The sequence below is a fragment of the Enterobacter sp. N5-15 genome (assembly GCF_057221635.1).
In genome coordinates this window covers 2189221-2212539 of record NZ_CM170150.1, presented here as the reverse complement: position 1 = coordinate 2212539, position 23319 = coordinate 2189221, and the positions used below count along the sequence as shown (strand labels likewise).

The 23319-nt window shown below is 55.3% G+C and carries 20 protein-coding genes; 11 read left to right on the top strand and 9 right to left on the bottom strand.

Features of this window, described 5'->3' with window-relative positions; translation table 11 throughout:
* Positions 1 to 156 precede the first annotated feature (156 nt).
* The gene (locus AC2TE5_RS10560) at positions 157 to 2130 is read left to right on the top strand and encodes an alkyl/aryl-sulfatase (RefSeq protein ID WP_484613198.1); all 1974 of its coding nucleotides are present in this window, start codon (positions 157 to 159) and stop codon (positions 2128 to 2130) included.
* A gap of 72 nt (positions 2131 to 2202) precedes the next feature.
* Complete coding sequence (locus AC2TE5_RS10555) at positions 2203 to 3309, top strand: GGDEF domain-containing protein (protein WP_484613197.1); 1107 nt, start codon at positions 2203 to 2205, stop codon at positions 3307 to 3309.
* A 9-nt stretch (positions 3310 to 3318) separates the two neighbouring features.
* On the opposite strand, the gene AC2TE5_RS10550 is transcribed toward AC2TE5_RS10555, so the two are convergent.
* Positions 3319 to 4305: a GlxA family transcriptional regulator gene (locus AC2TE5_RS10550; protein ID WP_484613196.1), complete on the bottom strand. Its 987-nt coding sequence runs from the start codon at positions 4303 to 4305 to the stop codon at positions 3319 to 3321.
* 121 nt (positions 4306 to 4426) lie between these two features.
* Here AC2TE5_RS10550 and AC2TE5_RS10545 point away from each other — a divergent pair, with 121 nt between their 5' ends.
* Both AC2TE5_RS10545 and AC2TE5_RS10540 read left to right on the top strand, forming a co-directional pair.
* On the top strand, positions 4427 to 5191 hold the full coding sequence (locus AC2TE5_RS10545) for an alpha/beta fold hydrolase (RefSeq protein WP_484613195.1): 765 nt from the start codon (positions 4427 to 4429) through the stop codon (positions 5189 to 5191).
* On the top strand, positions 5188 to 5802 hold the full coding sequence (locus AC2TE5_RS10540) for an FMN-dependent NADH-azoreductase (RefSeq protein ID WP_484613194.1): 615 nt from the start codon (positions 5188 to 5190) through the stop codon (positions 5800 to 5802). The genes AC2TE5_RS10545 and AC2TE5_RS10540 overlap by 4 nt, the downstream gene beginning before the upstream one ends.
* 50 nt (positions 5803 to 5852) lie before the next feature.
* Here the strand turns inward: AC2TE5_RS10540 and AC2TE5_RS10535 are convergent, their stop codons facing one another.
* Positions 5853 to 7352 (bottom strand): aldehyde dehydrogenase family protein, encoded by a 1500-nt coding sequence (locus AC2TE5_RS10535; protein ID WP_484613193.1) that lies wholly within the window; start codon positions 7350 to 7352, stop codon positions 5853 to 5855.
* Positions 7353 to 7593: 241 nt separating this feature from the next.
* Here AC2TE5_RS10535 and feaR point away from each other — a divergent pair, with 241 nt between their 5' ends.
* Positions 7594 to 8502, top strand: coding sequence for a transcriptional regulator FeaR (gene feaR, locus AC2TE5_RS10530; protein ID WP_484613192.1), 909 nt, complete (start codon positions 7594 to 7596; stop codon positions 8500 to 8502).
* On the opposite strand, the gene AC2TE5_RS10525 is transcribed toward feaR, so the two are convergent.
* Genes AC2TE5_RS10525 through AC2TE5_RS10515 form a run of 3 tightly spaced genes read right to left on the bottom strand, consistent with a single transcriptional unit; the run spans position 8503 to position 11655 of the window.
* The gene (locus AC2TE5_RS10525; RefSeq protein ID WP_028017556.1) at positions 8503 to 8820 is read right to left on the bottom strand and encodes a YdbL family probable chaperone protein; all 318 of its coding nucleotides are present in this window, start codon (positions 8818 to 8820) and stop codon (positions 8503 to 8505) included. It lies immediately after the preceding gene.
* Positions 8821 to 8827: 7 nt separating this feature from the next.
* Positions 8828 to 9019: a YnbE family lipoprotein gene (locus tag AC2TE5_RS10520; protein ID WP_014169918.1), complete on the bottom strand. Its 192-nt coding sequence runs from the start codon at positions 9017 to 9019 to the stop codon at positions 8828 to 8830.
* Entirely contained in the window at positions 9016 to 11655 is a 2640-nt protein-coding gene (locus AC2TE5_RS10515; RefSeq protein WP_484613191.1) for a YdbH family protein, read from the bottom strand. The genes AC2TE5_RS10520 and AC2TE5_RS10515 overlap by 4 nt, the downstream gene beginning before the upstream one ends.
* A gap of 210 nt (positions 11656 to 11865) precedes the next feature.
* Between AC2TE5_RS10515 and AC2TE5_RS10510 the strand changes: the two genes are divergently transcribed.
* Positions 11866 to 12855: a 2-hydroxyacid dehydrogenase gene (locus tag AC2TE5_RS10510; protein ID WP_008502392.1), complete on the top strand. Its 990-nt coding sequence runs from the start codon at positions 11866 to 11868 to the stop codon at positions 12853 to 12855.
* Between the two features lie 19 nt (positions 12856 to 12874).
* On the opposite strand, the gene AC2TE5_RS10505 is transcribed toward AC2TE5_RS10510, so the two are convergent.
* Positions 12875 to 14083, bottom strand: a complete 1209-nt coding sequence (locus AC2TE5_RS10505; protein ID WP_213329440.1) for an MFS transporter — start codon at positions 14081 to 14083, stop codon at positions 12875 to 12877.
* Positions 14084 to 14540: 457 nt separating this feature from the next.
* Here AC2TE5_RS10505 and AC2TE5_RS10500 point away from each other — a divergent pair, with 457 nt between their 5' ends.
* The gene (locus tag AC2TE5_RS10500; protein ID WP_484613190.1) at positions 14541 to 15212 is read left to right on the top strand and encodes an MgtC family protein; all 672 of its coding nucleotides are present in this window, start codon (positions 14541 to 14543) and stop codon (positions 15210 to 15212) included.
* A 73-nt stretch (positions 15213 to 15285) separates the two neighbouring features.
* On the opposite strand, the gene AC2TE5_RS10495 is transcribed toward AC2TE5_RS10500, so the two are convergent.
* Positions 15286 to 15741, bottom strand: coding sequence for a MarR family winged helix-turn-helix transcriptional regulator (locus AC2TE5_RS10495; protein WP_484613189.1), 456 nt, complete (start codon positions 15739 to 15741; stop codon positions 15286 to 15288).
* Between the two features lie 68 nt (positions 15742 to 15809).
* On the opposite strand from AC2TE5_RS10495, the gene AC2TE5_RS10490 reads away from it, so the two are divergent.
* The gene (locus AC2TE5_RS10490; protein WP_121423590.1) at positions 15810 to 16100 is read left to right on the top strand and encodes a DUF1330 domain-containing protein; all 291 of its coding nucleotides are present in this window, start codon (positions 15810 to 15812) and stop codon (positions 16098 to 16100) included.
* A gap of 125 nt (positions 16101 to 16225) precedes the next feature.
* Positions 16226 to 16660, top strand: coding sequence for a universal stress protein UspF (uspF, locus tag AC2TE5_RS10485; protein WP_213329444.1), 435 nt, complete (start codon positions 16226 to 16228; stop codon positions 16658 to 16660).
* A gap of 65 nt (positions 16661 to 16725) precedes the next feature.
* On the opposite strand, the gene AC2TE5_RS10480 is transcribed toward uspF, so the two are convergent.
* On the bottom strand, positions 16726 to 19308 hold the full coding sequence (locus AC2TE5_RS10480) for a bifunctional diguanylate cyclase/phosphodiesterase (protein ID WP_484613329.1): 2583 nt from the start codon (positions 19306 to 19308) through the stop codon (positions 16726 to 16728).
* Between the two features lie 309 nt (positions 19309 to 19617).
* Positions 19618 to 21651: a peptidyl-dipeptidase Dcp gene (dcp, locus tag AC2TE5_RS10475; RefSeq protein ID WP_484613188.1), complete on the bottom strand. Its 2034-nt coding sequence runs from the start codon at positions 21649 to 21651 to the stop codon at positions 19618 to 19620.
* Between the two features lie 142 nt (positions 21652 to 21793).
* Here dcp and ydfG point away from each other — a divergent pair, with 142 nt between their 5' ends.
* Together ydfG and AC2TE5_RS10465 are read left to right on the top strand one after the other, a co-directional pair.
* Positions 21794 to 22540 carry a bifunctional NADP-dependent 3-hydroxy acid dehydrogenase/3-hydroxypropionate dehydrogenase YdfG gene (ydfG, locus tag AC2TE5_RS10470; protein WP_023311558.1) on the top strand — a complete coding sequence of 249 codons (747 nt, stop codon included), beginning with the start codon at positions 21794 to 21796 and terminating at the stop codon, positions 22538 to 22540.
* Positions 22541 to 22631: 91 nt separating this feature from the next.
* Positions 22632 to 23318: a GntR family transcriptional regulator gene (locus tag AC2TE5_RS10465; protein WP_063145668.1), complete on the top strand. Its 687-nt coding sequence runs from the start codon at positions 22632 to 22634 to the stop codon at positions 23316 to 23318.
* Position 23319: the final 1 nt, after the last annotated feature.

The window sequence follows — 23319 nt, the reverse complement described above, 5'->3', positions numbered from 1 at the left end:
GGCGCAATGCCCGGTTTTTCATCTATTTACTTGCTGAATACCTCTCCCCGATTATAGTTATTTCTACCTCGTTTATTTCCCTTGCATTTCTTGAACCACTTTCAGCCAGGACACGAAGTTTCAACGAACGACGTAATACACCACTGAGAGGTTAGGATGAAATTCAATTTGATCGTCAGGAGTCTTGCTCTGGCTGGACTTGTTATTTCCGTTAGCTCCGCGTATGCCGCAGAAGCCCCGAAGGATGCCACGGCCGCAACGCAACAAGCCAATAATGCCCTGTTTAATCAGCTTCCTTTCTCCGACAACACCGATTTTACGGACGCCCATAAAGGGTTTATTGCCCCTATTCCTCAGGAAATTATCAAAGGGGAACAAGGCAATGTTATCTGGGATCCACAGCAGTATTCGTTTATTAAAGAAGGCGATAAAGCACCGGACTCCGTTAATCCCAGCTTATGGCGTCAATCTCAGCTGATTAATATTAGCGGCCTGTTTGAAGTGACCGACGGCGTATATCAGATCCGAAATCTTGATCTGTCAAATATGACCATCATTGAAGGGAAAGAAGGCATTACCGTGGTTGACCCGCTGGTGTCGGCAGAAACGGCGAAGGTCGGGATGGATCTCTATTTTAAAAATCGCGGCAAAAAACCGGTCGTCGCCATTATTTATACCCATAGCCACGTTGACCACTATGGCGGCGTGCGCGGCGTGGTGGATGAAGCCGACGTGAAGTCCGGCAAAGTGAAGGTCTACGCGCCTGCCGGGTTTATGGAAGCGGCCGTTGCCGAGAATATCATGGCGGGTAACGTGATGAGCCGCCGCGCCAGCTATATGTATGGCAACCTGCTGAAGCCAGACGCCAAAGGCCAGGTGGGTGCCGGTCTTGGAACAACGACCTCCGCCGGGACGGTCACGCTGATTGCCCCGACCAATATCATTGAGAAAGATGGGCAAAAAGAGGTTATCGACGGCCTGACCTATGATTTTATGCTCGCACCGGGATCCGAAGCGCCGTCCGAAATGCTCTGGTATATCGAAGAGAAAAAGCTGATTGAATCCGCTGAGGACGTGACCCATACCCTGCACAACACCTACTCGCTGCGCGGGGCCAAAATCCGCGAGCCGCTGCCGTGGTCGAAATACATCAACCAGGCGATTGTGCGCTGGGGTGATAAGGCCGAAATCATCATGGCGCAGCACCACTGGCCGACCTGGGGCAACGAAAACGTGGTCAAGCTGCTGAAAAGCCAGCGTGACCTCTATCGTTACATCAACGATCAGACGCTGCGTATGGCGAACGAAGGGCTGACGCGCGACGAAATCGCTGCGAACTTCAAGCTCCCGGATTCACTGGCGCATACCTGGGCTAACCGCGGCTATTACGGCTCGGTAAGCCATGACGTAAAAGCCACCTATGTGCTGTATCTGGGCTGGTTTGACGGCAACCCGGCGACGCTGGATGAACTGCCGCCTGAAGAAGCCGCGAAGAAATTCGTGGAGTATATGGGCGGCGCGGATGCCATCCTCAACAAGGCGAAAACCGACTTCGACCAGGGGAACTACCGCTGGGTGGCGCAGGTGGTCAGCAAAGTGGTCTTTGCCGATCCCAACAACCAGGCGGCACGTAACCTGGAAGCGGATGCGCTGGAACAGCTTGGCTATCAGGCTGAGTCCGGTCCGTGGCGTAACTTCTACCTGACCGGTGCGCAGGAGCTGCGTAACGGCGTGGTGAAAGGTCCAACGCCGAATACCGCAAGCCCGGATACGGTACGCGCGATGACGCCAGAGATGTTCTTCGACTATCTGGCTGTCCATATCGACGGTCAGAAAGCCGGTGAGGCTAAATCGGTGTTTAACATTGATTTAGGTAGCGATGGCGGGAAGTACAAACTTGAGCTGGAAAACGGCGTGCTGAACCACACGGCGAACGCAGAAGCAAAAGAGGCGGACGCTACGCTGACGCTTAACCGTGACACCCTGAATAAAATCATTCTCAAGGAGGTTACGCTGAAACAGGCCCAGGACAGCGGAAATATTAAAATTACTGGCGACAGCGCGAAACTTGATGCCATGCTTAGCTATATGGACAAGTTTGATTTCTGGTTTAACATTGTGACACCGTAACGGTGCACGCAAAGGGCGGTTCGTCCGCCCTTTCCTGCTTCACGTGTTAGCCAGACAGGGTAAAAAGCGTCAATGGAAAAAAGAAAAAAACCGACACTTGAACGGGCAACCTGGCCAACGCGCCATGCCATGGTCATGCACGGGCTGGCGATGAACCTGCCGTGGCTGGCCTTCGTCAATATCAGCTTCGCTCTGATGATCCTGCTGCGACACGTCCTGCTTAATACCAGCGATCCCCTTTATCCCCACTCGCCGCAGCTGACGAGAATGGTCGATGCCTCCATGCTCGGCATTATCATCCTCTCCGCGGCGCTGATCCTCATGGCCTGGCGGCGCATCGCCGGTATCAGCGTGGTGTTGTTTATCTGCAGCGCTATCTGGTCGGTCTCCTGCTTCTGGTTTATCACCCAGCTGCTGCTCCCGCACGTCTGGCCGCTGTGCGTTATTTTATTACTCGCGGGCTTAACGGCGCTCTATTTTTATCCTGAAGGGTTGCTCGCCTTTGTTCTCCCGCTCTGGATCACCCTGCCGATAGCAAGCTGGATACGGAACGATGGCCTCAACCTTCACTTCGTCGTTATCTGGAGCGTGTTTTCGCTGATCCTGATCTGCGGGCGTTTCATCCTGTTGAGCTGGTTTGACGAGGCCTGGCGACGTAACCAGCAAAATCAGCTGCTGATCTCCAGGCTGGATGCGCTGGCGCATCAGGATCCGTTAACCAAAACCGCCAATCGCCGGAAAATGGAAGTGGTGCTGGAGAACGCGGTTGAGCAGAAAAAAACCTTCTCGGTGATTATGCTGGATATCGACTATTTCAAACGCTACAACGACACCTACGGGCACCAGGCGGGTGACGACTGCCTGACGCGCGTGGCGCGGGTGCTGAAGCAGTCGGTGCGAACGCCTGACGATGTGGTGTCACGCTACGGCGGCGAGGAGTTCGTGGTGATCCTGTTTAACTGCCCGGAAAACATCGCTGAAAAGGTGGCCCTACGCATTCAGGACGGCCTGCGCGCGGAGTCCATACCGCACAGCGCGTCAACCGTTAGCGACCATGTCACCGTGAGCATGGGGATTGCGAGCATGGCGGAAGGGTTAGCGGGCACCGAGATCATCGCCCGCGCCGATGCGGCGCTGTATCGGGCGAAGGAGGCCGGGCGAGATCGAGTATGCCGCTGAGAACGGCGACTATTCCGCATGACGCCCGGCAATCCACTTGCGATACTGGCCGGGCGACATTCCCGTCACGCCAGTGAAAGCGCGCCTGAACGCCGTGTCGTCAGCGTAACCGCAATCGCCAGCAATCTGCGCTATGACGTACCCCGGCTGCTCCAGAAGACGCATCGCCTTTTCAATGCGCATGCGCGTCAAAAAGTTTTTAGGGCTTTCATTCATCTCCTCCGCCATTTTTCGGTGAAGGGTACGAGTGGTCATATTCAGCGCCCGGGCAAGCTGCTCTACGGTAATCGCCGGATTTTCATACCGAACGATATGTTCCGCCTTCATTATCATCGGATGTACCGAATTTAAAAAACCTGCTGGCGCGTAAACCTGCTGAGACAACGGCTGGCTGTCAGCCACGGCCATATCGGCCGTCAGACGCGCCAGCTTCTGCCCCGCATGCAGACGGATGATATGCAGCGCCAGGTCAACCCACGAGAGCGGGCCGCCGGAGGTGATAACCCGCGCGTCCTGCACCAGCGCTTTACCCCAGACGGGTTTGCTGAGCGGATAACGCTGGCGGAAAGTATGGTAAAGCCACCAGGTCGTCGTGCATGCCCGCCCATTGAGTACCCCCGCCTCGGCGAGAACCAACCCACCGGCACAGGCTCCCGCAAGCATCGCGCCTTTATCATACTGGTCGCGCAGCCATATGCCAGCCTCGTGGACCGCCGCTAGCGAGACCGGGCGTTTCTGCTCGTCAAGCTTCATCCCGCAGGCAATCACGAGGTCGAAGGTTCCCCCGGTTGAAAAGCTCCCATCGGTCTCGATCGGCCGACCCTGCGCGTCCGGGACCGGCTTTCCTTCCGCCGTAATGATGACAGCCTCAAATGGCGATATGCCCGCGCCGTCCGGCTGCTGGGAAATCACCTCGTTAGCGAGCCAGAACATGTCGCAGAGCCCTGCCACGGCGGATTTCATACTTCCGGGTAACGCTAAAATGCCAATTCTCATGATTCAGGCCCGAATAAAATGTCTGATTTCGTATGTTAACCGTCATTTCAGACACTACAAGCTTCTTTGCGCCTCTCGTTACACTGTGCTTCAACGTCTCTCAGGAAATTACGTCACGCCTATGAAACCGACACGCTTGCCCGTTCTTCTCTCTTTGCTTTGCATGGCTGCATCGCAGCCTGTACAGGCGCGGATTAATAACATCATCCTCGTGCACGGTGCCTTTACCGATGGTTCCGCCTGGCAGGAAGTGATAGACCGATTGCAGACCCGGGGCTATCACGTCACGGCAGTGCAGAACCCCCTGACCTCGCTGAAAGATGACGTCGCCGCCACTGAGCGTGTCATTGACCGTCAGCAAGGGGAAGTGGTCCTTGTCGGCCACTCCTGGGCTGGCGCGGTCATCGCTCAGGCAGGCAATAACCCGAAGGTGAAAAAGCTGGTTTTTCTCTCCGCCCTTGCCCCCGACAGCGGTGAATCGGTCACCTCTCTTCTTACCCGGCTTAACGCCCCGATGGCCGACATGCGCCCGGATAAAAAAGGGCTGATCTGGCTGGACGATCCCGATGCCTATCAGCGCACGATGGCCAATGACCTGCCTCTTAAACGCGTAAAGCTGCTGACGGCAACGCAGCAGCCCATCGCGGCAAACGCCTTTAGCGAGAAGGTAGAACATGCCGCCTGGCGCGAAAAACCCTCATGGTATCTGATAACCGAAGACGATCGCGCCCTTTCTCCCGGCGTCCAGCAGCAGCTTGCCGGCGCCATGAATGCCACCGTCCTGCGTATTAAGAGCAGCCATATGTCGATGATTTCCCACCCGGAAGCCGTCAGCCAGTTTATCGAACAAGCAACCCAGACCGACGCAAAGGAAACAAAAAAATGAATATCCTGCATATAGATTCAAGCATTAACGGCGAGTTCTCACTTTCACGTCAACTGACGGCAGAGGTGGTTCGCCAGCTCGCGTCAGATAGGGTGGTCTATCGCGACGTCGTTAAAACCCCCATCGCCCATCTCACCGGCACCGTTGCTGCAGGCTTCCGGCCGCTGCGGGTAGCCACGGACGCTACGGCTGAAGACGTCCGTGAACACGAGCTGTCCGAGGCGCTTGTGAACGAATTTCTCAATAGCGACCTCATCGTGATAGGTGCGCCTATGTATAACTTCTCCGTCTCAACGCAGCTTAAAGCCTGGTTAGATCGACTGGCCCAGCCGGGAAAAACCTTTAGCTATACCCCGACGGGTCCGGTGGGGCATGCGACCGGCAAAAGAATTGTCGTCGTTTCAACCCGCGGCGGGATATATCACGGTACGCCAATCGAAGACATGGATTTTCAGGAGCGATACCTGCAGAAATTTTTTGGCTTTCTGGGCATCGACAGAGTGGAATTCGTTCGTGCCGAAGGGGCGACGCGCGGTGAGGAGATCCGGACTAAAGGCGTTGCGCAGGCGTTTGACGCTATTCCATCGGTCATCGCCGCAGCATTAAAATAGCCGCCGGGTTAAAGCCTGCCGGGTAACTGCAGCGTTACCCGGCAGCGTTTTTAATACCGCACGCAAACCGACTTGGTTTCACACCAGCCGTCCAGCCAGTCCGGGCCAAAGTCACGCCCGGTGCCGGACTGCTTCATGCCGCCGAACGGCAGGTTGGCGTCGATCAGCGTATGGCTGTTCACCCAGACGGTGCCCGCCTGCAGCCTGTCGGTGTACTCCAGCGCCTTGCTGATATTCTGCGTCCAGACGCTGGCCGTCAGGCCATATTCGCTGTCGTTTGCCAGCTGGAGCGCCTCTTCCCCGTCGGCGACGCGCACCACGTTGACCACCGGGCCAAACACCTCTTCACGCGTCAGGCGCAGTGAGGCATCCGGGTTCACCACCAGCGTCGGCGAAACGTAATAGCCTTTGCCTTCCGGCCCCCGGTTACCGACGATCAGGTCCGCGTTGCGCGACTTGGCTTCATCAAGGAAGGTCTGCACCTTGTCACAGTGCGCGCGCGACACCAGCGGGTTGATAAACGCTTCCGGCGACATGCCCGGCCCGACGCTCAGGGATTTCACCGCCTGCTCAAACCCGCTGACCAGCGTGTCAAACAGCGGTGCTTCAATGTAGATGCGCGAGCTCGCCGCGCACACCTGCCCCTGGTTCAGGAAGCTGCCGGTCATCAGGCCCTCGATCACCCACGCCGGGTCCGCGTCTTTCAGTACGATAGCCGGGTTTTTCCCACCCAGCTCCAGGGTCACCCCGGTTAGCGTATCCGCCGCCGCGCGGGCGATTTGCTTACCCGTCGCCGTTGAGCCGGTAAAGCTCACCTTTGCAATATGCGGATGCGAGGTCAGCGCTGCGCCACACACCGCGCCGCTCCCGGTTACCACGTTGAACACCCCATCCGGAATGCCCGCTTCGCTTGCCAGTTCCGCCACGCGCAGCATGGTCAGCGGCGTGGTCTCTGACGGCTTGATGACAATAGAGCAGCCCGCGGCCAGCGCAGGCATCACTTTCCACATCCCGATCATCAGCGGGAAGTTCCAGGGCACAATCCCGGCCACCACGCCAACCGGCTCCTTACGCGTCCACGCCTGATAGCGGGCACCCTGCGGCAGCGGGATGGAAAGGTCGAGAGTCTTACCCGAAATTTTGGTGGTCAGCCCGGCGGTATAGCGCATCCAGTTCAGGGTGCAGCTGACTTCAAACATGCGGGAAATGTTAATGGATTTGCCCTGCTCCAGCGTTTCAAGCTGGGCCAGCTCCTCGCTGTGCTGTTCGACCAGATCGGCGAAATGAAGCAGGATCCGCTCGCGCTCCGCCGGCAGTTTTCCGGCCCAGCTGCGGGCGACAAACGCGCGCCAGCCGGACATGACGGCGCGGTCAACGTCATCGACGCTGGCATCGGCAGTTGAGGCAATGACCTCGCCCGTGGCCGGGTTGAAGACGTTCAGCCGCTTTTCACTGTCCGACACTGCCTGACGCCCTTCAATCCACAGGCCGTGCTGTCGGTCTAAAAATTGTTGTACGGCAGGCTGAATGGCCACCTGTGATTCAGACATAGGATACTCCTTCGTTATTCTTCGCAGGGTGTCCATCCAGTCTAAGTGGGGTTTTGCATTCTCGCTTTTGTCTCTGTGACATTCGCTTTGCCACCTGTGACAGGCTCCGCAAATCGCGATAATTGCCGCTTATATCGCTGTTACCGGTGAGTGTTCTTTCCTATAGTCAGCCTCATAGCTCTGACAAAATGCAACACAAATGCAACAATGCGAAAACGTTGACGGAGCAGTGAGAGAAACGATGGCGTGTGCAAGCGAGCAGGAACAGTATCAGCAGTGGCTGGCGCAAATTAACCAGGTTTGCGGGCGTTTTAACGCGCAGCCCACCGAGGGGAAGTTCTTCGGCGAGCTGGAGACCAGCTATGCGCGCAGCCTGAAGCTCAGCACCGTGACCGCAGGCGGCGTTAACCTGTTCCGCTCCCGTCAGGAGATTACGCAGAGTAACGATGCCTGGTTCTATACCGTGTTCCAGCTTGAAGGCAGCGCGGAAATTGAACAGGTTGAGCGTCGGGCGGTACTCAGAACCGGTGATATCACGCTGATTGACGCGTCGCGTCCCTGCTCGATCAACTGGCGGGAAAAATCCCGCCAGATTTCGCTGCTGGTTCCCCGCCAGATTATTGAGCAGCAGTGTCGTTTCCAGGAGATAAGCTGCGCGACCGCCCTTTCCCGCACCTTGCCCACGGTACAGCTGAGCCATCGCCTGCTGATGGAGAGCATGAGCAATGCCGACCTGAGTGACCGGGAGAGTGAAGCGGCGCTCGAAGCGATGATCTGCCTGCTGCGCCCCGCTTTCCAGCAGCGTGAAATCATTCAGCCGCGCAAGGAACGCCAGTTCCTGCATGTAGTCGCGCTGATTGACGACCATATTCAGTCTGAATCACTGCGCCCCGAATGGATTGCCGCCGAGAGCGGTATGTCCGTGCGCAGCCTCTATCGCATGTTTGCGGAAAAGGGGCTGGTGGTGGCGCAGTACATCAAAAACCGTCGTCTGGATCTGTGTGCGCAGGTACTGCGCGCTGCCGGTGATGATGAAAAGCTGGCGGGCATTGGCTACAGCTGGGGTTTCACCGACCATAGCCATTTTTCAACGGCGTTTAAGCAGCGTTTTGGCGTCTCGCCGGGTGAATACCGCAGGCGCTACCGCTAACTACTTTTTGAGCCATTTTCCGTTAATACCCTTCACGTATTCGCCCGGCTGCGCGCGGGCAACCAGCTTTTGACCTGCCATTTTGGCCACTTCATCGACCGGCAAATTATTGCTGTCAGCCAGCTTCTGGTAGTTTTCCGTGCGTGCCGCATTGATACGATTGACCAGCGCCAGCGTTTCCGCATCCTGTTGAATCGGGGCAAGATAGCCGCTGAGGGTTTCCCCCACGCGCCCCTGCGCCCGGGCATCGTTCAAGGTCAGCGCAGCCGCCTGCACGTTCATCCCCAGCGCCAGTAAAATCAGAGCTAATCGTTTCATGGCATCCTCAGAACAGATCGCTGCGCGATTTCAGCAGAGTTTCAACGTCTTTATCGACCTTAATATGGATCTCATGTTCGATTTTGACATTCATATTGATGGTAATCGGCTCCTTTGGCGCAGCGACTTCAATACGCGGCGTACAGCCGGTCAGTAGCGCGGCAACGGCAACGGTGAGCACACCAGCCATCTTTTTCATTGTTGTTCCTCACTTTCCTTGCCAGTCGAACTGCGGGGAGCAGGTATCGCCGCATGTTGCTCAAACCAGGTTTGCAGGTTGTCCCCAAAACGCAGGCTGCGCCAGAGGGTAAAGACATTCTCGTCATGGGTATAGTTCAGGTTGACGGAGCTGCTTTTGCCATCCACCCGGCTGGTCCCCTTGATGGTCGCCTGCATGGTTAATTCACCCAGGTTATCTAAATTGATTCTCGTCCACGAACGCGAAATTTCCATATAGCGGAGCCAGTTAATCGCCGCGCCCGCAACCATATTATCCTTCACGATGGCGTCTGCCGTATCTTTGTCGATACGTAGCGTCATTGGCCCCGGGTTGGTCAGCCAGCCATCTTTAATGATCCATTTTTCATTGTCCAGCCAGAACGGCAGAGCCCCGCTCACCGGCCCTGACATGGCAAACTGTTTCGGATTAACGGCGCTAATCAGCTCGCTGGAGGAGATATTGTCCACGCGCAGCAGGGCCGGATCGTGCTGTGGCATCCGCAGCTGCTGCATGGTGATCTTCCCGCCGAGGGTTTCCACCTTCACGTTGGTGAGCAGCAGCGGATTGTCCTCCGTCCAGGGATAATCCCCCTGTAGATCGGCGGTAATGTTGCGTGCGGTCACCAGGTTTACCACTTCGCCGATGCGCAGCGTGACCGGCCCGCGCGTGCCGAGGGACCAGGTTCCCTCGCTGAAGCGGAACGGCAGCACAAAATCGACGCCGTTAATCTGGTTATCCGGCATCCAGGCGCTGCCGGATTTCAGCACGCCGTGCCCGCCCGCTTCAAAGCCCTGATCGGCCGCCGCCGAGAAGGCGACCTGCGCGTAAAGTTCCCCGTCGCGCAGCGTCATTTTCCAGTCCGGCGGGATCAGCGGCTGGAAGACGGTGAGGGACTGTTTCGGCCACCAGGCCTGCCCGCGAAGACGTACGCCGTCCCAGCGACCGTTCACCTGTACCGGGCCGATTTTGTCCGCATGGAGGTCGCCCTTAAACTGAAAAATGGTCGGGTCGGTGCCGTCGACGCTGAAGGTCAGGACCGAGGGCGGCAACGCGCTGCCGCCGGAGAAACGGGTTTGCCCGGCGTTGAGCGACAGCGCGCCGCTGAGGGACGGTTTATCGGGGTCACGCAGCCAGCGCACCGGTTGATCCAGCACCAGACGCGGCTTGCTGACCTCCATCGTACCGTACTGAAGCCTGTCAAAACCGGTGGAGAGCGCCGTCAGCTCAATAAGGTTGTCGCGCCACTCGCCTTTCCCGGCGACATCCCAGCGGGCATGCATCGGCGTAAAACCGCCTTTGCCCCAGTAGCGCCATTGCCACAGGCCGTTATCAGGTAAAAAGTCGTTGGCCTGGCCGTCCAGGTGGAGTTCAAAATCACCCATCTTGTTTTCATGGGCGCGCAGAATCGCCTGTAAACGGCCGTCCACGCCCTTCTGCGTCAGCTTCACGCCCGCCAGCGGCCAGCGGATTTCATCAATATCGAGTGAGTCAATGATGCGCCCGCGCGAGCGGAGCAGCGCGCCCGGCTCAAAGGCCAGCTGCGGCTCATACAGGCTGCCGGTCAGCGTGGCGGGCAATTTGGCGTAAAGAATGAGATCGTTTTGCTTCGCCTCGCCGCTGAGATACAGGGGCATGTCGCTGTTTTCCATGCCGAGCCTACCGGGCCCAATATTCAAGACCGCGTTGCCTTTCCCCGCGTCACCGTGGGTAAGCACATTCAGTCGTCCGGTCAGGGTGGTTTTATCCAGCCCCTGCTGCCAGTTGTCCGCGCGAAGGGACACGCGCCCGCTCAGCGGCATACCGGAAAGATCCCAGTTCCAGCGCCCGTCGCTGATGTTCAGCTGCTCCGCCGTGACCTGCCACGGTAGGTCGAGCAGCGGATCGGGGTTGTCCCGCGCCATCACCACCAGCTGTCCCTGGTTGTCTTCCCAGTCCAGATCGGCATCGACCAGAGACGTTAACTGTGGCACGTTAAAGGTCGCGACCGCGTGGCCTTTCACCGGCACGCCATCCGGTACCAGCGGCAGGGTAAACTCGCCCACCAGCTTAATCGGCTGCGGCTGGTCCGGGAGCTGTACATCGAACAGGCTGACCGAGAGCGTCTGACCGCGAAGCGTGCCTTTAATGCTGACCTGCTCGCCTTTATAGGCGATCTCCTGAATGGACGGGGTCAGCGATGCATGAAGTTCGCCCTGCCACTGCTGCCAGGGCGAAAGCGTCAGACGGTGAATCGTGAGCCAGGTATTGGGTAACACGGCCTGCCACTGTGCCAGCGTTTTGGGGGCGACCGTTGAGGGCGCAGACTGGGGGATTTTGCTCAGACAGACGGAGTTAAGATCCAGCGCGCCGATATCAAGCTTCCAGCGGCTCGGATGTGACAGCGTCACGTTATCGATGCGGGCAATTTCGCAGTCTTCAACCAGATAGCGAAGATCGGGGATCGCCAGCGCGTGGCGAGTCAGTTTCGGACTCTCTTCGAATGCGATGCGCGTCCCGACGGGCAGCCAGATCCCGGCGAGCGTCGGTACCCACTGGGCGAGCGTCATCAGCAGCGTCAGCGGCAACAATATGAACAGCAGTAAAAGCGCAAGAGCGGCTTTGTATTTACCCTTCATGGGCAGTTAATATCCTGATTTAGCGAAAGAATTAAGCCGGCAGTGCCGATCATTGTCGCATGTTTAGCCAGTCAGTTGAAGGGAATGCCATTTTTAAGGATAGATGCTCTAGAATAATTGATAGAACTTATTGAATTCAATAATATTTTAGAAATTGTAAGATAATTTTAATCATGCTAACGTGGATGCAAAATCACTGGAGAAAGTCTTATGAAACTCGCGGTATATAGCACAAAGCAGTACGACAAAAAGTATCTGCAACATGTTAACGAGGCTTACGGGTTTGAGCTTGAATTTTTCGACTTTCTGCTGTCCGAAAAAACCGCCAAAACGGCGCACGGCTGTGAAGGCGTCTGCATTTTTGTTAACGACGACGGCAGTCGTCCGGTGCTGGAAGAGTTGAAAAAACAGGGGGTGAAGTACATCGCCCTGCGCTGCGCGGGCTTTAATAACGTGGACCTCGACGCGGCGAAAGAGCTCGGTCTGAAGGTGGTGCGCGTCCCGGCGTATTCCCCGGAAGCGGTGGCGGAACATGCGATTGGCATGATGATGTCTCTCAACCGTCGTATTCACCGCGCCTATCAGCGTACCCGTGACGCCAACTTCTCGCTGGAAGGGCTGACCGGCTTCACCATGTACGGCAAAACCGCGGGCGTGATCGGCACCGGTAAAATTGGCGTGGCTGCCCTGCGCATTCTGAAAGGCTTCGGCATGCGTCTTCTGGCGTTCGATCCGTACCCGAGCGCAGCTGCGCTGGATCTGGGCGTGGAATACGTCGACCTGCCGACCCTGTTCTCGCAGTCCGACGTGATCTCCCTGCACTGCCCGCTGACGCCGGAAAACTACCACCTGCTCAACCAGGCGGCGTTTGACCAGATGAAAGATGGCGTGATGATCATCAACACCAGCCGCGGTGGGCTGGTTGACTCTCAGGCCGCTATCGAAGCGCTGAAAACCCAGAAAATCGGCGCGCTGGGGATGGACGTGTATGAGAACGAACGCGATCTGTTCTTTGAAGACAAGTCTAATGATGTGATCCAGGACGACGTGTTCCGCCGCCTGTCTGCCTGCCATAACGTGCTGTTTACCGGACACCAGGCGTTTCTGACTGCCGAAGCGCTGATCAGCATTTCAGAAACCACGCTGGGTAACCTGCAGCAGTTGGAAAAGGGCGAAGCGTGCCCTAACGAACTGGCATAAGCGTGACGCCGGGTGGCGGCTATGCCCCACCCGGCGTACTGTCTGTTTCCCAGGTCCGGTGCGCAAAGCACCACCAGAGCAGGACGGCCACCAGCGCAATCGCGCTCAGGACGCTGAATGCCGCCGCAAAGGAGTAATGACCCGCAATCGTGCCGGTTAACGCCGGACTCATGGATGCCCCAACCCCCTGCATCAGCATCACCACGCTCTGCCCGGCATTGACGTGCCCGCTTCCGCGCAACAGCACCACGATAAACGACGGCACCACCACCCCCAGGATCCCTGCGGCCAGCCCGTCGAGGATTTGTACCGGGATCATCATTAACGGCGCGTCCGTAGACGCCGCCAGCGCCGCGCGCACCGGCATCACCAGCAGCGCCAGCATAATCAAGCGCCAGTAGCCGTAGCGGTCTATTCGGTGGGCGACCCAGATGGCAACGGGGATCATCACCGCCTGAGAGATGATGACGGTGCCTGCCGCGTACAACCCGGGGTTGATCGAGGCGGGTGCCGCGGCCACCCTCATGCTCAGCATCGGCAGCAGCGCGGCGTTCGCCAGGTGAAACAGCAGCAGCGTCAGCCCGGTGACAAACAGCGCCCGGTTTTTAATCAGCACGGCAAAGCCGGGGACCGGCAGGCTCGTGGAAGAGGACAGCCCGCGCGCCGCGTCGTTATCAATATCCCCGTTACGGATAGCAAGCAGCGCGCACAGCGTTAACAGCGTGGTACAGGTCATCAGCAGGAAAATCCCGCCTACGCCCCAGTACCAGGCAATGCCGCCCGCAATCAGCGCGGTGACAAAATTGCCGCCGTGATTGAACGCCTCATTTTTGCCCATCTGCGCGCTGAACCCGCTCTGGCCGGTCAGCCCCAGCGTAATCCCGGCGATCAGCGGCCCCACAAATGCCGCGCAGATACCGGTGACGATTTGCGAAACTGCGACAACACCGCTCTGCTGGCTAAACCACAGCAGGAGCGTGCTAAGGGTGATGAGCAGGCACACCAGCGCCAGAACGGTCCGCTTGCTGCGTGAGGTGTCGGTGATGAATCCCGCCGGCAGCGTAGCGAGTAGTCCCGCCAGCCCACCTGCCGTCATCAGGATGCCGATATCATCGGGTGTCCAGTGGCGTTCGGTCAGAAAAATACCGAGAAAAGGACCGAGTCCATCGCGGACATCCGCAATGAAAAAACTTGTCAGGCATAATGCCCGCAGCGAACGAAGAGACATACTGCCTGCCTTTGTCTGTTATCGCCTGTAAAAAAGGAAATGTAGTATACCGGGTATTTTTGAAAATCAGATGACGTCTTAAAAAACATGTCCTCCGAACTTAAACAATTCATAACGGAGGCTGTTTTTTCGCTTTACTCATTATCTTGCCTGTCTATACTGGCAATAAATTTTCACAGGAGTCCTTCGTTGGAAAGTTATTTTATAGTCGATACGAAGGTAAGCTAGCGCAATTTTCTCGCTGCTTACCTTAAACGGTGGGCAGCAATCCTCTTTAAGCGATTGTGTCCCGAAATAGTAAAACCGCTCAATTTGTGGGGCATCGCGATGTTCATGTTTACACATTCACTCTTTCCGCCACCGTCGTCCTGACACGCTTAGCATTTAAACGGCGTTATGATGTGCTTAGCAAAGCACTGACGCTTATTATTTAATAACGTTAACAGGCGACAGGCTGATGTTCCCTTATATCTCTCATCTGCTCGCAGCGATGCTGCTGGGCGCAATTATTGGCGCGGAAAGACAGTGGCGCCAGCGTATGGCCGGGCTTCGTACCAATGCACTGGTTGCTACGGGCGCGGCGGTGTTCATTTTGAGTTCGGTATCTACCTCTCCTGATAGCCCGGGGCGTATCGCAGCGCAGATCGTCTCCGGAATTGGTTTTCTTGGCGCTGGCGTCATTATGCGTGAAGGAATGAATATTCGTGGTCTGAATACTGCCGCAACGCTGTGGTGCTCGGCCGGAATTGGCGTGCTGTGCGGATTAGGCCAGTTCTGGAATGCCGCCATGGCCAGCGTAATTATTCTCTGTGCCAACATATTGCTACGCGAAGCCGCGCAGCGAATTAATCAACTGCCCGTGCTCCATGAAGGCGAAAAATGCTATGTACTGAAAATCACCTGCAATGATGAGCATGAAGATGCGGTGCGGCAGAGCGTCGTAAACATGGCCAAAGAGCTGACGCTAAGTCTGAAAGCGATTTATTCCGCAACGGCGCAGACAGAAGGTAAAACTGAAATTCGGGCGGAGGTGATGACCCGGGAGGAATACCGAAAATTACTCGATCTGATTATGGGTAATATGGGCGGGAATAAAATTATCGCCTCCGTCAGCTGTCATGCAATATAAGTATATTACCGGGCATGACGCCCGGTATAGCCTTTGCCGTTTTGCACGGTCACAGACAATAACGCGGAAAGCTTCATAAGGCAGCACTGGTTTTAGCCAGCTGTCTCATCATCTCCGTCGTCAGGCTGAGCTGTTCGCTGCCCATCAGATGGGACAATTTCTCCTTAGCTGACTGCCATACCGGGATGACCTCTTCAAGCAGACGCCAGCCTTCACCCGTCAGCGTGAGTCGTTTTCCGGCACGTCCACGGCCTCCAGCCGAGTCAATAATGCCCCGGGATTCCAGACTACGGATATTTCGACTCAGCGTTGTCGCATCCACCCCTGCTCTGGCGGCGAGTTCAGCAACGGTTTCATTCGGGGAACCCCCAATGCCGACCAACAGACTGAACTGCTCGGCGGTCAGATCAAAAGGTCTAAAGCAGGCGTTGTAATAGCGTGTAATAGACCGAGCGGTAGCGCGCGCCTGAAACCCCGGGCAGACATCCGGAATGGTCTTCAACAGCGCGACATCAATGTTGTTCATCATTTCATCTCGACAAGCAATGCTAAACTTAATAGTGTATATACACTATTAATCATGTTTAAGGAACGGCTATGCCAGCCTTTGTTCATATCAACTTACGCATTATTGACCCTGCCAGACAGGCCAGCCTGGCCCCTCGCTTCACGTCAGCATTAGAGGAAGCAGGAGGTAAAATTGTTCATTTTGGAGCTGTTACACAGGTACTGGAAGGCGAAGTTGAGCCGTTACCCTATGCAGGCATTTTTGAATTCCCGACGCTAGATCAGGCTCTTGCCTTCTATCATTCGGAAAAATATGCGCCGATTAAGGCTGAACGCCAGCTCGCCCAGGAAGCGAGAATGTTCATCGTCACGACGGAATAACAGGCAGGTTCGACTGTACCTAAATCACAGAACTGAAATTTGTACCCGTTATGACAGCGTGCTCTCTGTTTTGCTGGAATTAACGGTTTAACCTGAGTTGTGCAAAAAACACTCAGGAGGGACACATGTACAACACAATTTTGGTTCCAATTGATATTTCCGAGGATAGCCTGACACATATGGTTATCCCGTTCGTTCAGGCACATACCGCCCTTAACACCGCCAAAGTCCACTTTCTTACCGTTATTCCATCGCTTCCTTATTATTCATCATTAGGTTTGGCCTACTCCGTAGAAATGCCGAAGATGAAAGAGTTCCAGCACGCGGCCTTAGCAAGGCTGGATGAAATTGTTAAGCAATTTAAAATCCCTGCAGACAAGATTCAGACTCACGCCGTGACGGGATCCCCTAAGGATCAAATCCTTAAGCTCGCTGACACGATCGGCGCCGACCTGATTATCATCGCCTCCCACAAGCCTGACATATCAACATATCTGTTGGGTTCAAACGCTGCGGCAGTGGTGCGGCATGCGAAATGTCCGGTACTGGTCGTAAGATAGAAAACCGGGCGAGAAGCCCGGTTTTTTTGTTGACGCATCCCTGAGTCAGGGCTGAATAAACGCGTTTAAACATTCAGTACGTTTGCGTTTAAATTGAGATCGGTAATGGCGGCCGTTTTTCCGAGCAAGTAGCCCTGAACTTCATCACACTTATTTTTTTTAAGGAAAGAGAGCTGTTCGGCGGTCTCCACCCCTTCTGCGGTTACCGCCATCGAATAGGCTTTACCGAGATCGATAATTTTCTCTACGACTGATTGGTTCTGGGGCGAATCGCCCAGGGTAAAAATAAAGCTCTTGTCGAGCTTGAGCCCGTCAAACTGAAACTTCCGGAGATAGCTCAGGGATGCATAGCCGGTACCGAAGTCGTCAATCAGAATGCGGACGCCCATTTTTTTGAGAGACTTCATGGTCTGCAAGGTTTTTTCAGGATCGGAAAGCGTGACATTTTCAGTCACTTCTATTTCCAGACGGTTAGCTTCAAGCCCTGTTTCGTGGAGTATCTCTTTTATCCTTTCGGCAAGATCGCTTGCCTGAAATTCGATAGCAGAAATATTTACGGATACCGATAACCCCGGCAAGTTATCTTTTGTCTCCGCGCACGCTGTGCGTATGACCCAGTTGCTGAGGTTAATAATCAGCCCGGTTTCTTCCGCCAGCGTGATGAACTGATCGGGCATCATAGTCCCTCGCTGCGGGTGCTTCCAACGTACCAGCGCTTCGACGGCATCTATTTTCGAGTATCGGAGGTTATAACGCGGCTGGTAAACCAGGTAGAGTTGCTCTTCGCGAATTGCGGTCTTCAGTTCTAATTCCAGTTTTCTCCGTTCGGTCAACTTTTCAGACATATCCGGGCGATAATAGACCCATCGGTTTCTTCCAGATTGTTTCGCCTGGTAAAGGGCAATATCCGCATAGCGTAAAAGATCGTTTGCGCTGCTGCTATCCTGGGGAGCCAGCGCAATACCCATGCTTACGCCTATCGCCACGTCATTGCCGTCAATGGAGAAAGGACGGTTAAGTTCTTGCACGATGCGGTGACACACCTCCTCAATCTGCTCTGTTTGGCTGGTGTTGCCGAGGAGGAGCATAAATTCATCCCCTCCCTGCCTTGCGACAAAATCACCTCGACGAACGCAGTTTTTAAGCCGTAAAGCGACCTCGCCAAGCAGAGCATCGCCCGTGGAATGCCCAAAAATATCATTAACGGGTTTAAACTTGTCTAAATCGAGGCAAATCATGGCGAAGGGATAATGATTGACGCCGTCTTTAGCGAACTGGCCTGCCAGAAACTCCTTAATATGATACCGGTTCGGCAGACCGGTTAATTCATCATGGCGTGACAGGAACTCCACCCGTTTTGTTGCTTCAACTTCCTGAGAGACGTCGGTTGCCGCGCCTCGCAAAACCACCGTTCCATCAGGCTGAGCAGAAAACTTTGCCAGAAGCGTGCAATAGGACGTGGATTGTTGCGCGTGAGTATAAGGACAGTTCCGGAATTCAAAGCGTTCAGTTAACTCGCGGCGGCTGACACAGCCATGTAATAATCCGCTTGTAGAGGGAAAGAGTTCATCCAACCTGCGGCCTATCCATTCGCTATTTTCATATCCCGTCACTATAGAAAAACGGCCTGAAAGCCACGTTATCTTTAACGATAAATCTGTTTCCCAGAACCAGTCGCTGGTTGTTTCACTGACGTCCCGGAATCGTTTTTCACTCGTGATGAGATTCAACCGCGCCTGCTCGAGGAGAAAGGTATTTTCGTCAAGCATTCTCGCCTTCTGCATAATATGGCGCATGAGAATAACCGTCATCGATACCGTCAGAATGACGGAAAGGATGAGTAAGGGTAAAAAATAAATAATCAACGCCTGGCCGGGGTTTTCGCTGTCCCAGATAATGTGCACATCACCATTCTGGGTGCTTAAGGTAAATTCTGTCTGATTGTTTATTTGAGAAGTGACTGTATCGGGTGAAGTACGAACATTTTTGACTCCGGCATCCTGCCCAATGGTGAAGAGTTTTTTAGCCGTTAGCTTGTCTATAAACACCATCGTCGAAGCTTTCCCCGGTAAGGGTTGCACGCTCGTATCATCGCCCGTCGTTATCCATTCCGCAGAAACAATGGCTGGAACGGAATCGATAAGCGTTAGCATAGAAACCGGCAATCCCTTTTTTATGCTCACATCGCGGAGTAAACGGTCTTTTGTTGATTTATCTAACCAGCGTTCCAGATCCTGAAGCTTCAGTTTCCCGTCAACCACGCTGTATCGCGTGCTCCCTTGAGGGGAGAGAACAAACACCCCTTCGTAGCCAAAGTTGTCATAGAGGGATTTACCCAGGTTTTGCTTATCCCATGCCCAGTGAACGTCGGTGTTCAGATGAAGATGTTTGTAGGCATCTCCCCACTCAGCATTGTCTTTTAAATGGCTTCGCATGCTTTCCTGGCGGGTATCCAGGGCTTTCCTTAACAAAAATTCATCGTGCTTGTCGCTGATTTCATTAACATTACCTTTTATTATTAGCAGGGAAATTATTGCCGCAATGAAAATACTTATCAACAACGTGACAATATAGGTAAAGGTTTTATTTATCAGGCCTTTAGAAGGCTCGGCATCCATAAAATCTGGATTGTTCAACGGTAGGGTCATCATTCGCCTTCTTAACGGCTATTACGTCAATTTTATGCCATCTTCATTTATCGGCATTTAATAATAAAAATTTATAGCTAAAACCCTGAAGCTAAAGAATATGTAATTTTTACAACCCAGATCAAATTATTAATCATTAACTCTTTTACTGCCTAAACTCGGTAAATTAAATATACCGATAGGAGTGACGTTTAACCTCACCGTTTTATTTATATAGAACGCATATTAAGACACTTTTTGGCTGAAGCGGTTACAGGCGTATAAAAAACCGGGCGTAAAGCCCGGTTCTTTTTTCTGACGAGACTGACTCTATTCGCTCAGCCCGCGATTCTCCAGCATCGGTTCAATCTTCGGATCGTGCCCGCGCCAGCTGCGATACAGCTCAGCTAAATCCGTGCTGTTACCACGGGACAAAATCGCCTCGCGGAATTTTTGCCCGTTTTCACGCGTCAGGCCGCCCTGTTCGATGAACCACTGATAGCCATCGTCAGCGAGCATTTGCGTCCACAGGTAGGCGTAATATCCCGCCGCGTAGCCGCCGCCAAAAATATGGGCAAAATAGCTGCTGCGATAGCGCGGCGGTACGGCGGGCAGATCCAGCCCCTCTTTTTTCAGTGCTGCCGCTTCAAACGCGTCTACGCTCGAAACGGCCTCACCGATGCCGTGCCAGTTCATGTCCAGCAGCGCGGCAGCCAGCAGCTCCGTCATGTCATAACCCTTGTTGAAATGGGTCGCGTTGAGCATGCTTTCCCGCAGCGCGTCCGGCATCGGTTCACCAGTTTCGTAATGGCGGGCATAGTGGGTAAACACCTGTGGATGGCTGGCCCAGTGTTCGTTGATTTGCGACGGAAATTCAACGAAATCACGCGGCGTATTGGTGCCGGAAAGCGTGGCGAAACGCTGGCTGGCAAACAGGCCGTGCAGCGTATGGCCGAACTCGTGGAACAGGGTGATCACGTCATCCCAGGAGAGAAGCGCGACGCCGCCGTTAGCCGGTTTTTGGTAGTTACAGACGTTGTAGATCACCGGACGAGCAGCAAGCTCGAAGGATTGCTCGACGAAATTCCCCATCCACGCCCCGCCCTGCTTGGAATCGCGGGCAAAGAAGTCGCCGTAAAACAGCGCCATGCCCTCACCGGTGTGGTCGAAAATTTCCCAGACCCGAACGTCCGGGTGATACACCGGGATATCGAAGCGCTCCACAAAGCGGATGCCAAACAGCTGGCTGGCTGCCCAGAAGACGCCATCCTGCAATACGGTATTGAGCGCAAAATAGGGTTTGATTTGCGATTCATCGAGGGCATATTTTGCCTGGCGCACGCGCTCTGCATAAAAGGCCCAGTCCCAGGCCTGCACGGTGAAACCGCCCTGCTCGTCATCAATGACGTTCTGAATATCGGCCTGCTCGCGCTCTGCACGGGCGCGGGCGGCAGGCACAATGCCTCGCATAAAGGTCAGCGCGGCGTCCGGGGTTTTCGCCATCTGGTCGGCGATACTCCAGCTGGCGTAATCCTCAAAGCCCAGCAGGCGGGCCTGCCGCGCACGTAGCGCCGTAAGGCGGAGGATCAGCTCGCGAGTGTCGTTTTCATCCCCTTTCTGGGTGCGCGTCCAGCCCGCGTTGAACAGGTTTTCGCGGGTCTGACGATTGTGCAGCGCGGAAAGCGCGGGCTGCTGGGTCGTGTTCAGAAGCGGGATCAGCCAGCGATCGTTTAGCCCTCGCTCCGCGGCAGACTGCGCCGCGTCGGCGATCTCGCTGGCGCTGAGCCCGTCAAGCTGGTGCGCGTAATCCACCACCAGCCCGCCCGTCTTATCGGCAGCCAGCAGACGCTGGTTAAACTGGCTGGTCAGGGTGGCCGCCTCGGTATTCAGCGCCTTCAGCTCGGCTTTTTCTGCTTCATTGAGACGCGCGCCCGCCAGAATAAACCGCTGCCAGGTCTCCTCAACCAGCCGACGGGATTCGGCGTCCAGCGCGGCACGGTCCTGCCAAACGCTCTCCACGCGGGCGAAAAGCACGTCATTCAGCCAGATATCGTTCGCCAGCGCGGCAAGCTCGGTGGAGAACTGCTCCTCAAGCTCCTGCAGGTACGCATTGGTGTGCGCGGAGGTCATGGCGAAGAACACGCTGCTGACGCGCGAGAGCATGGCGCCGCTTTTCTCCAGCGCCAGCACGGTGTTGGTGAAGTCAGGCGCAGCGGCCTGAGAAACAATGGCGTCAATGTCCGCCCGCTTCTGGCGAAGCGCTTCATCGAAGGCCGGGCGATAGTGGCCGTCGTTGATTTCATTAAAATGGGGGGCCTGATAGGGCAACAGGCTGATGTCAAAAAAGGGATTCGTGGCCGTCATCTTTCGCTCCTGAGTACGGGTATCCTCCCAGAGTAGGCCAGGCCGCCATCCCCTGCAACGCCGTCATACAAATGTTGCCTTAACGCACCCTCTGCGGCCGTGCTATGTTAGTACAACACAAAAAGCGTTGAGGAACAGTGAGATGATTATTTTAGTTACCGGGGCAACGGCAGGTTTTGGTGAAAGCATCACGCGTCGCTTCGTCGCCAACGGGCACAAGGTTATTGCCACGGGCCGTCGTCAGGAGCGCCTGCAGGAGCTGAAAGACGAATTAGGCGACAGCATCCTGACCGCGCAGCTGGACGTGCGTAACCGCGCGGCCATTGAAGAGATGATTGCCAACCTGCCCGCCGAATGGCGCGCCATCGACGTGCTGGTCAACAATGCCGGTCTGGCGCTGGGCATGGAGCCCGCGCACAAAGCCAGCGTTGAAGACTGGGAAAACATGATCGACACCAACAACAAAGGGCTGGTCTATATGACCCGCGCGGTGCTGCCTGGCATGGTCGAGCGCAACCGCGGCCACATTATCAATATTGGCTCAACCGCCGGGAGCTGGCCTTACGCGGGCGGCAACGTCTATGGCGCGACGAAGGCGTTTGTGCGCCAGTTCAGCCTTAACCTGCGTACCGATCTGCACGGCACCGCCATTCGCGTCACCGATATCGAGCCGGGCCTGGTGGGCGGCACCGAGTTTTCCAACGTGCGTTTCAAAGGCGATGACGCGAAAGCGGGCAAAACCTACGAAAATGCTAACGCGCTGACGCCGGAAGATGTGACCGAAACGGTCTGGTGGGTGGCGACGCTGCCAAAACACGTCAACATCAATACCGTAGAAATGATGCCAGTCAGCCAGAGTTTTGCCGGACTTAGCGTCCATCGTGGCTAAACCTGCCCTACCCGGCCTGCGGGCCGGGTCTGTTTCGGGCCCTAAAAGAATGGTAGTATGTTCAGGCTAACTCTCTGAGAAATGACAACTCATGGCCGCTGAATCGCAACTCAATCCCACCCAGCCCGTAAACCAGCAAATCTATCGCATTTTGCGACGTGATATTGTCCATTGCCTGATCCCACCGGGAACGCCGCTTTCTGAAAAAGAGGTGTCCGTGCGATTTGACGTTTCCCGTCAGCCGGTGCGTGAAGCGTTTATTAAGCTTGCCGAGAACGGGCTGATTCAGATCCGCCCGCAGCGCGGCAGCTACGTGAATAAAATTTCACTCTCTCAGGTACGCAACGGCTGTTTCGTTCGCCAGGCCATTGAGTGCGCGGTGGCGCGCCGTGCCGCAACGCTTATCAACGACAACCAGTGTTACCTGCTGGAGCAGAACCTGCACCAGCAGCGCATTGCCATTGACCGCAAGCAGCTGAATGACTTCTTCCAGCTTGATGATGAATTCCACCAGAAACTGGCGCAGATTGCCGATTGCCAACTGGCCTGGGACACCATCGAGAACATCAAGGCCACCATTGACCGCGTGCGCTACATGAGCCTCGATCACGTCTCCCCGCCGGAAATGCTGCTTCGACAGCATCATGATATTTTCAGCGCGCTTGAAAAACGCGATGCGGACGGCGTGGAAAAAGCGATGACGCTGCATCTGCAGGAGATCAGCGAATCCGTGCAGCTTATTCGTCAGGAAAATAGCGAGTGGTTTAGCGAAGAGTAAT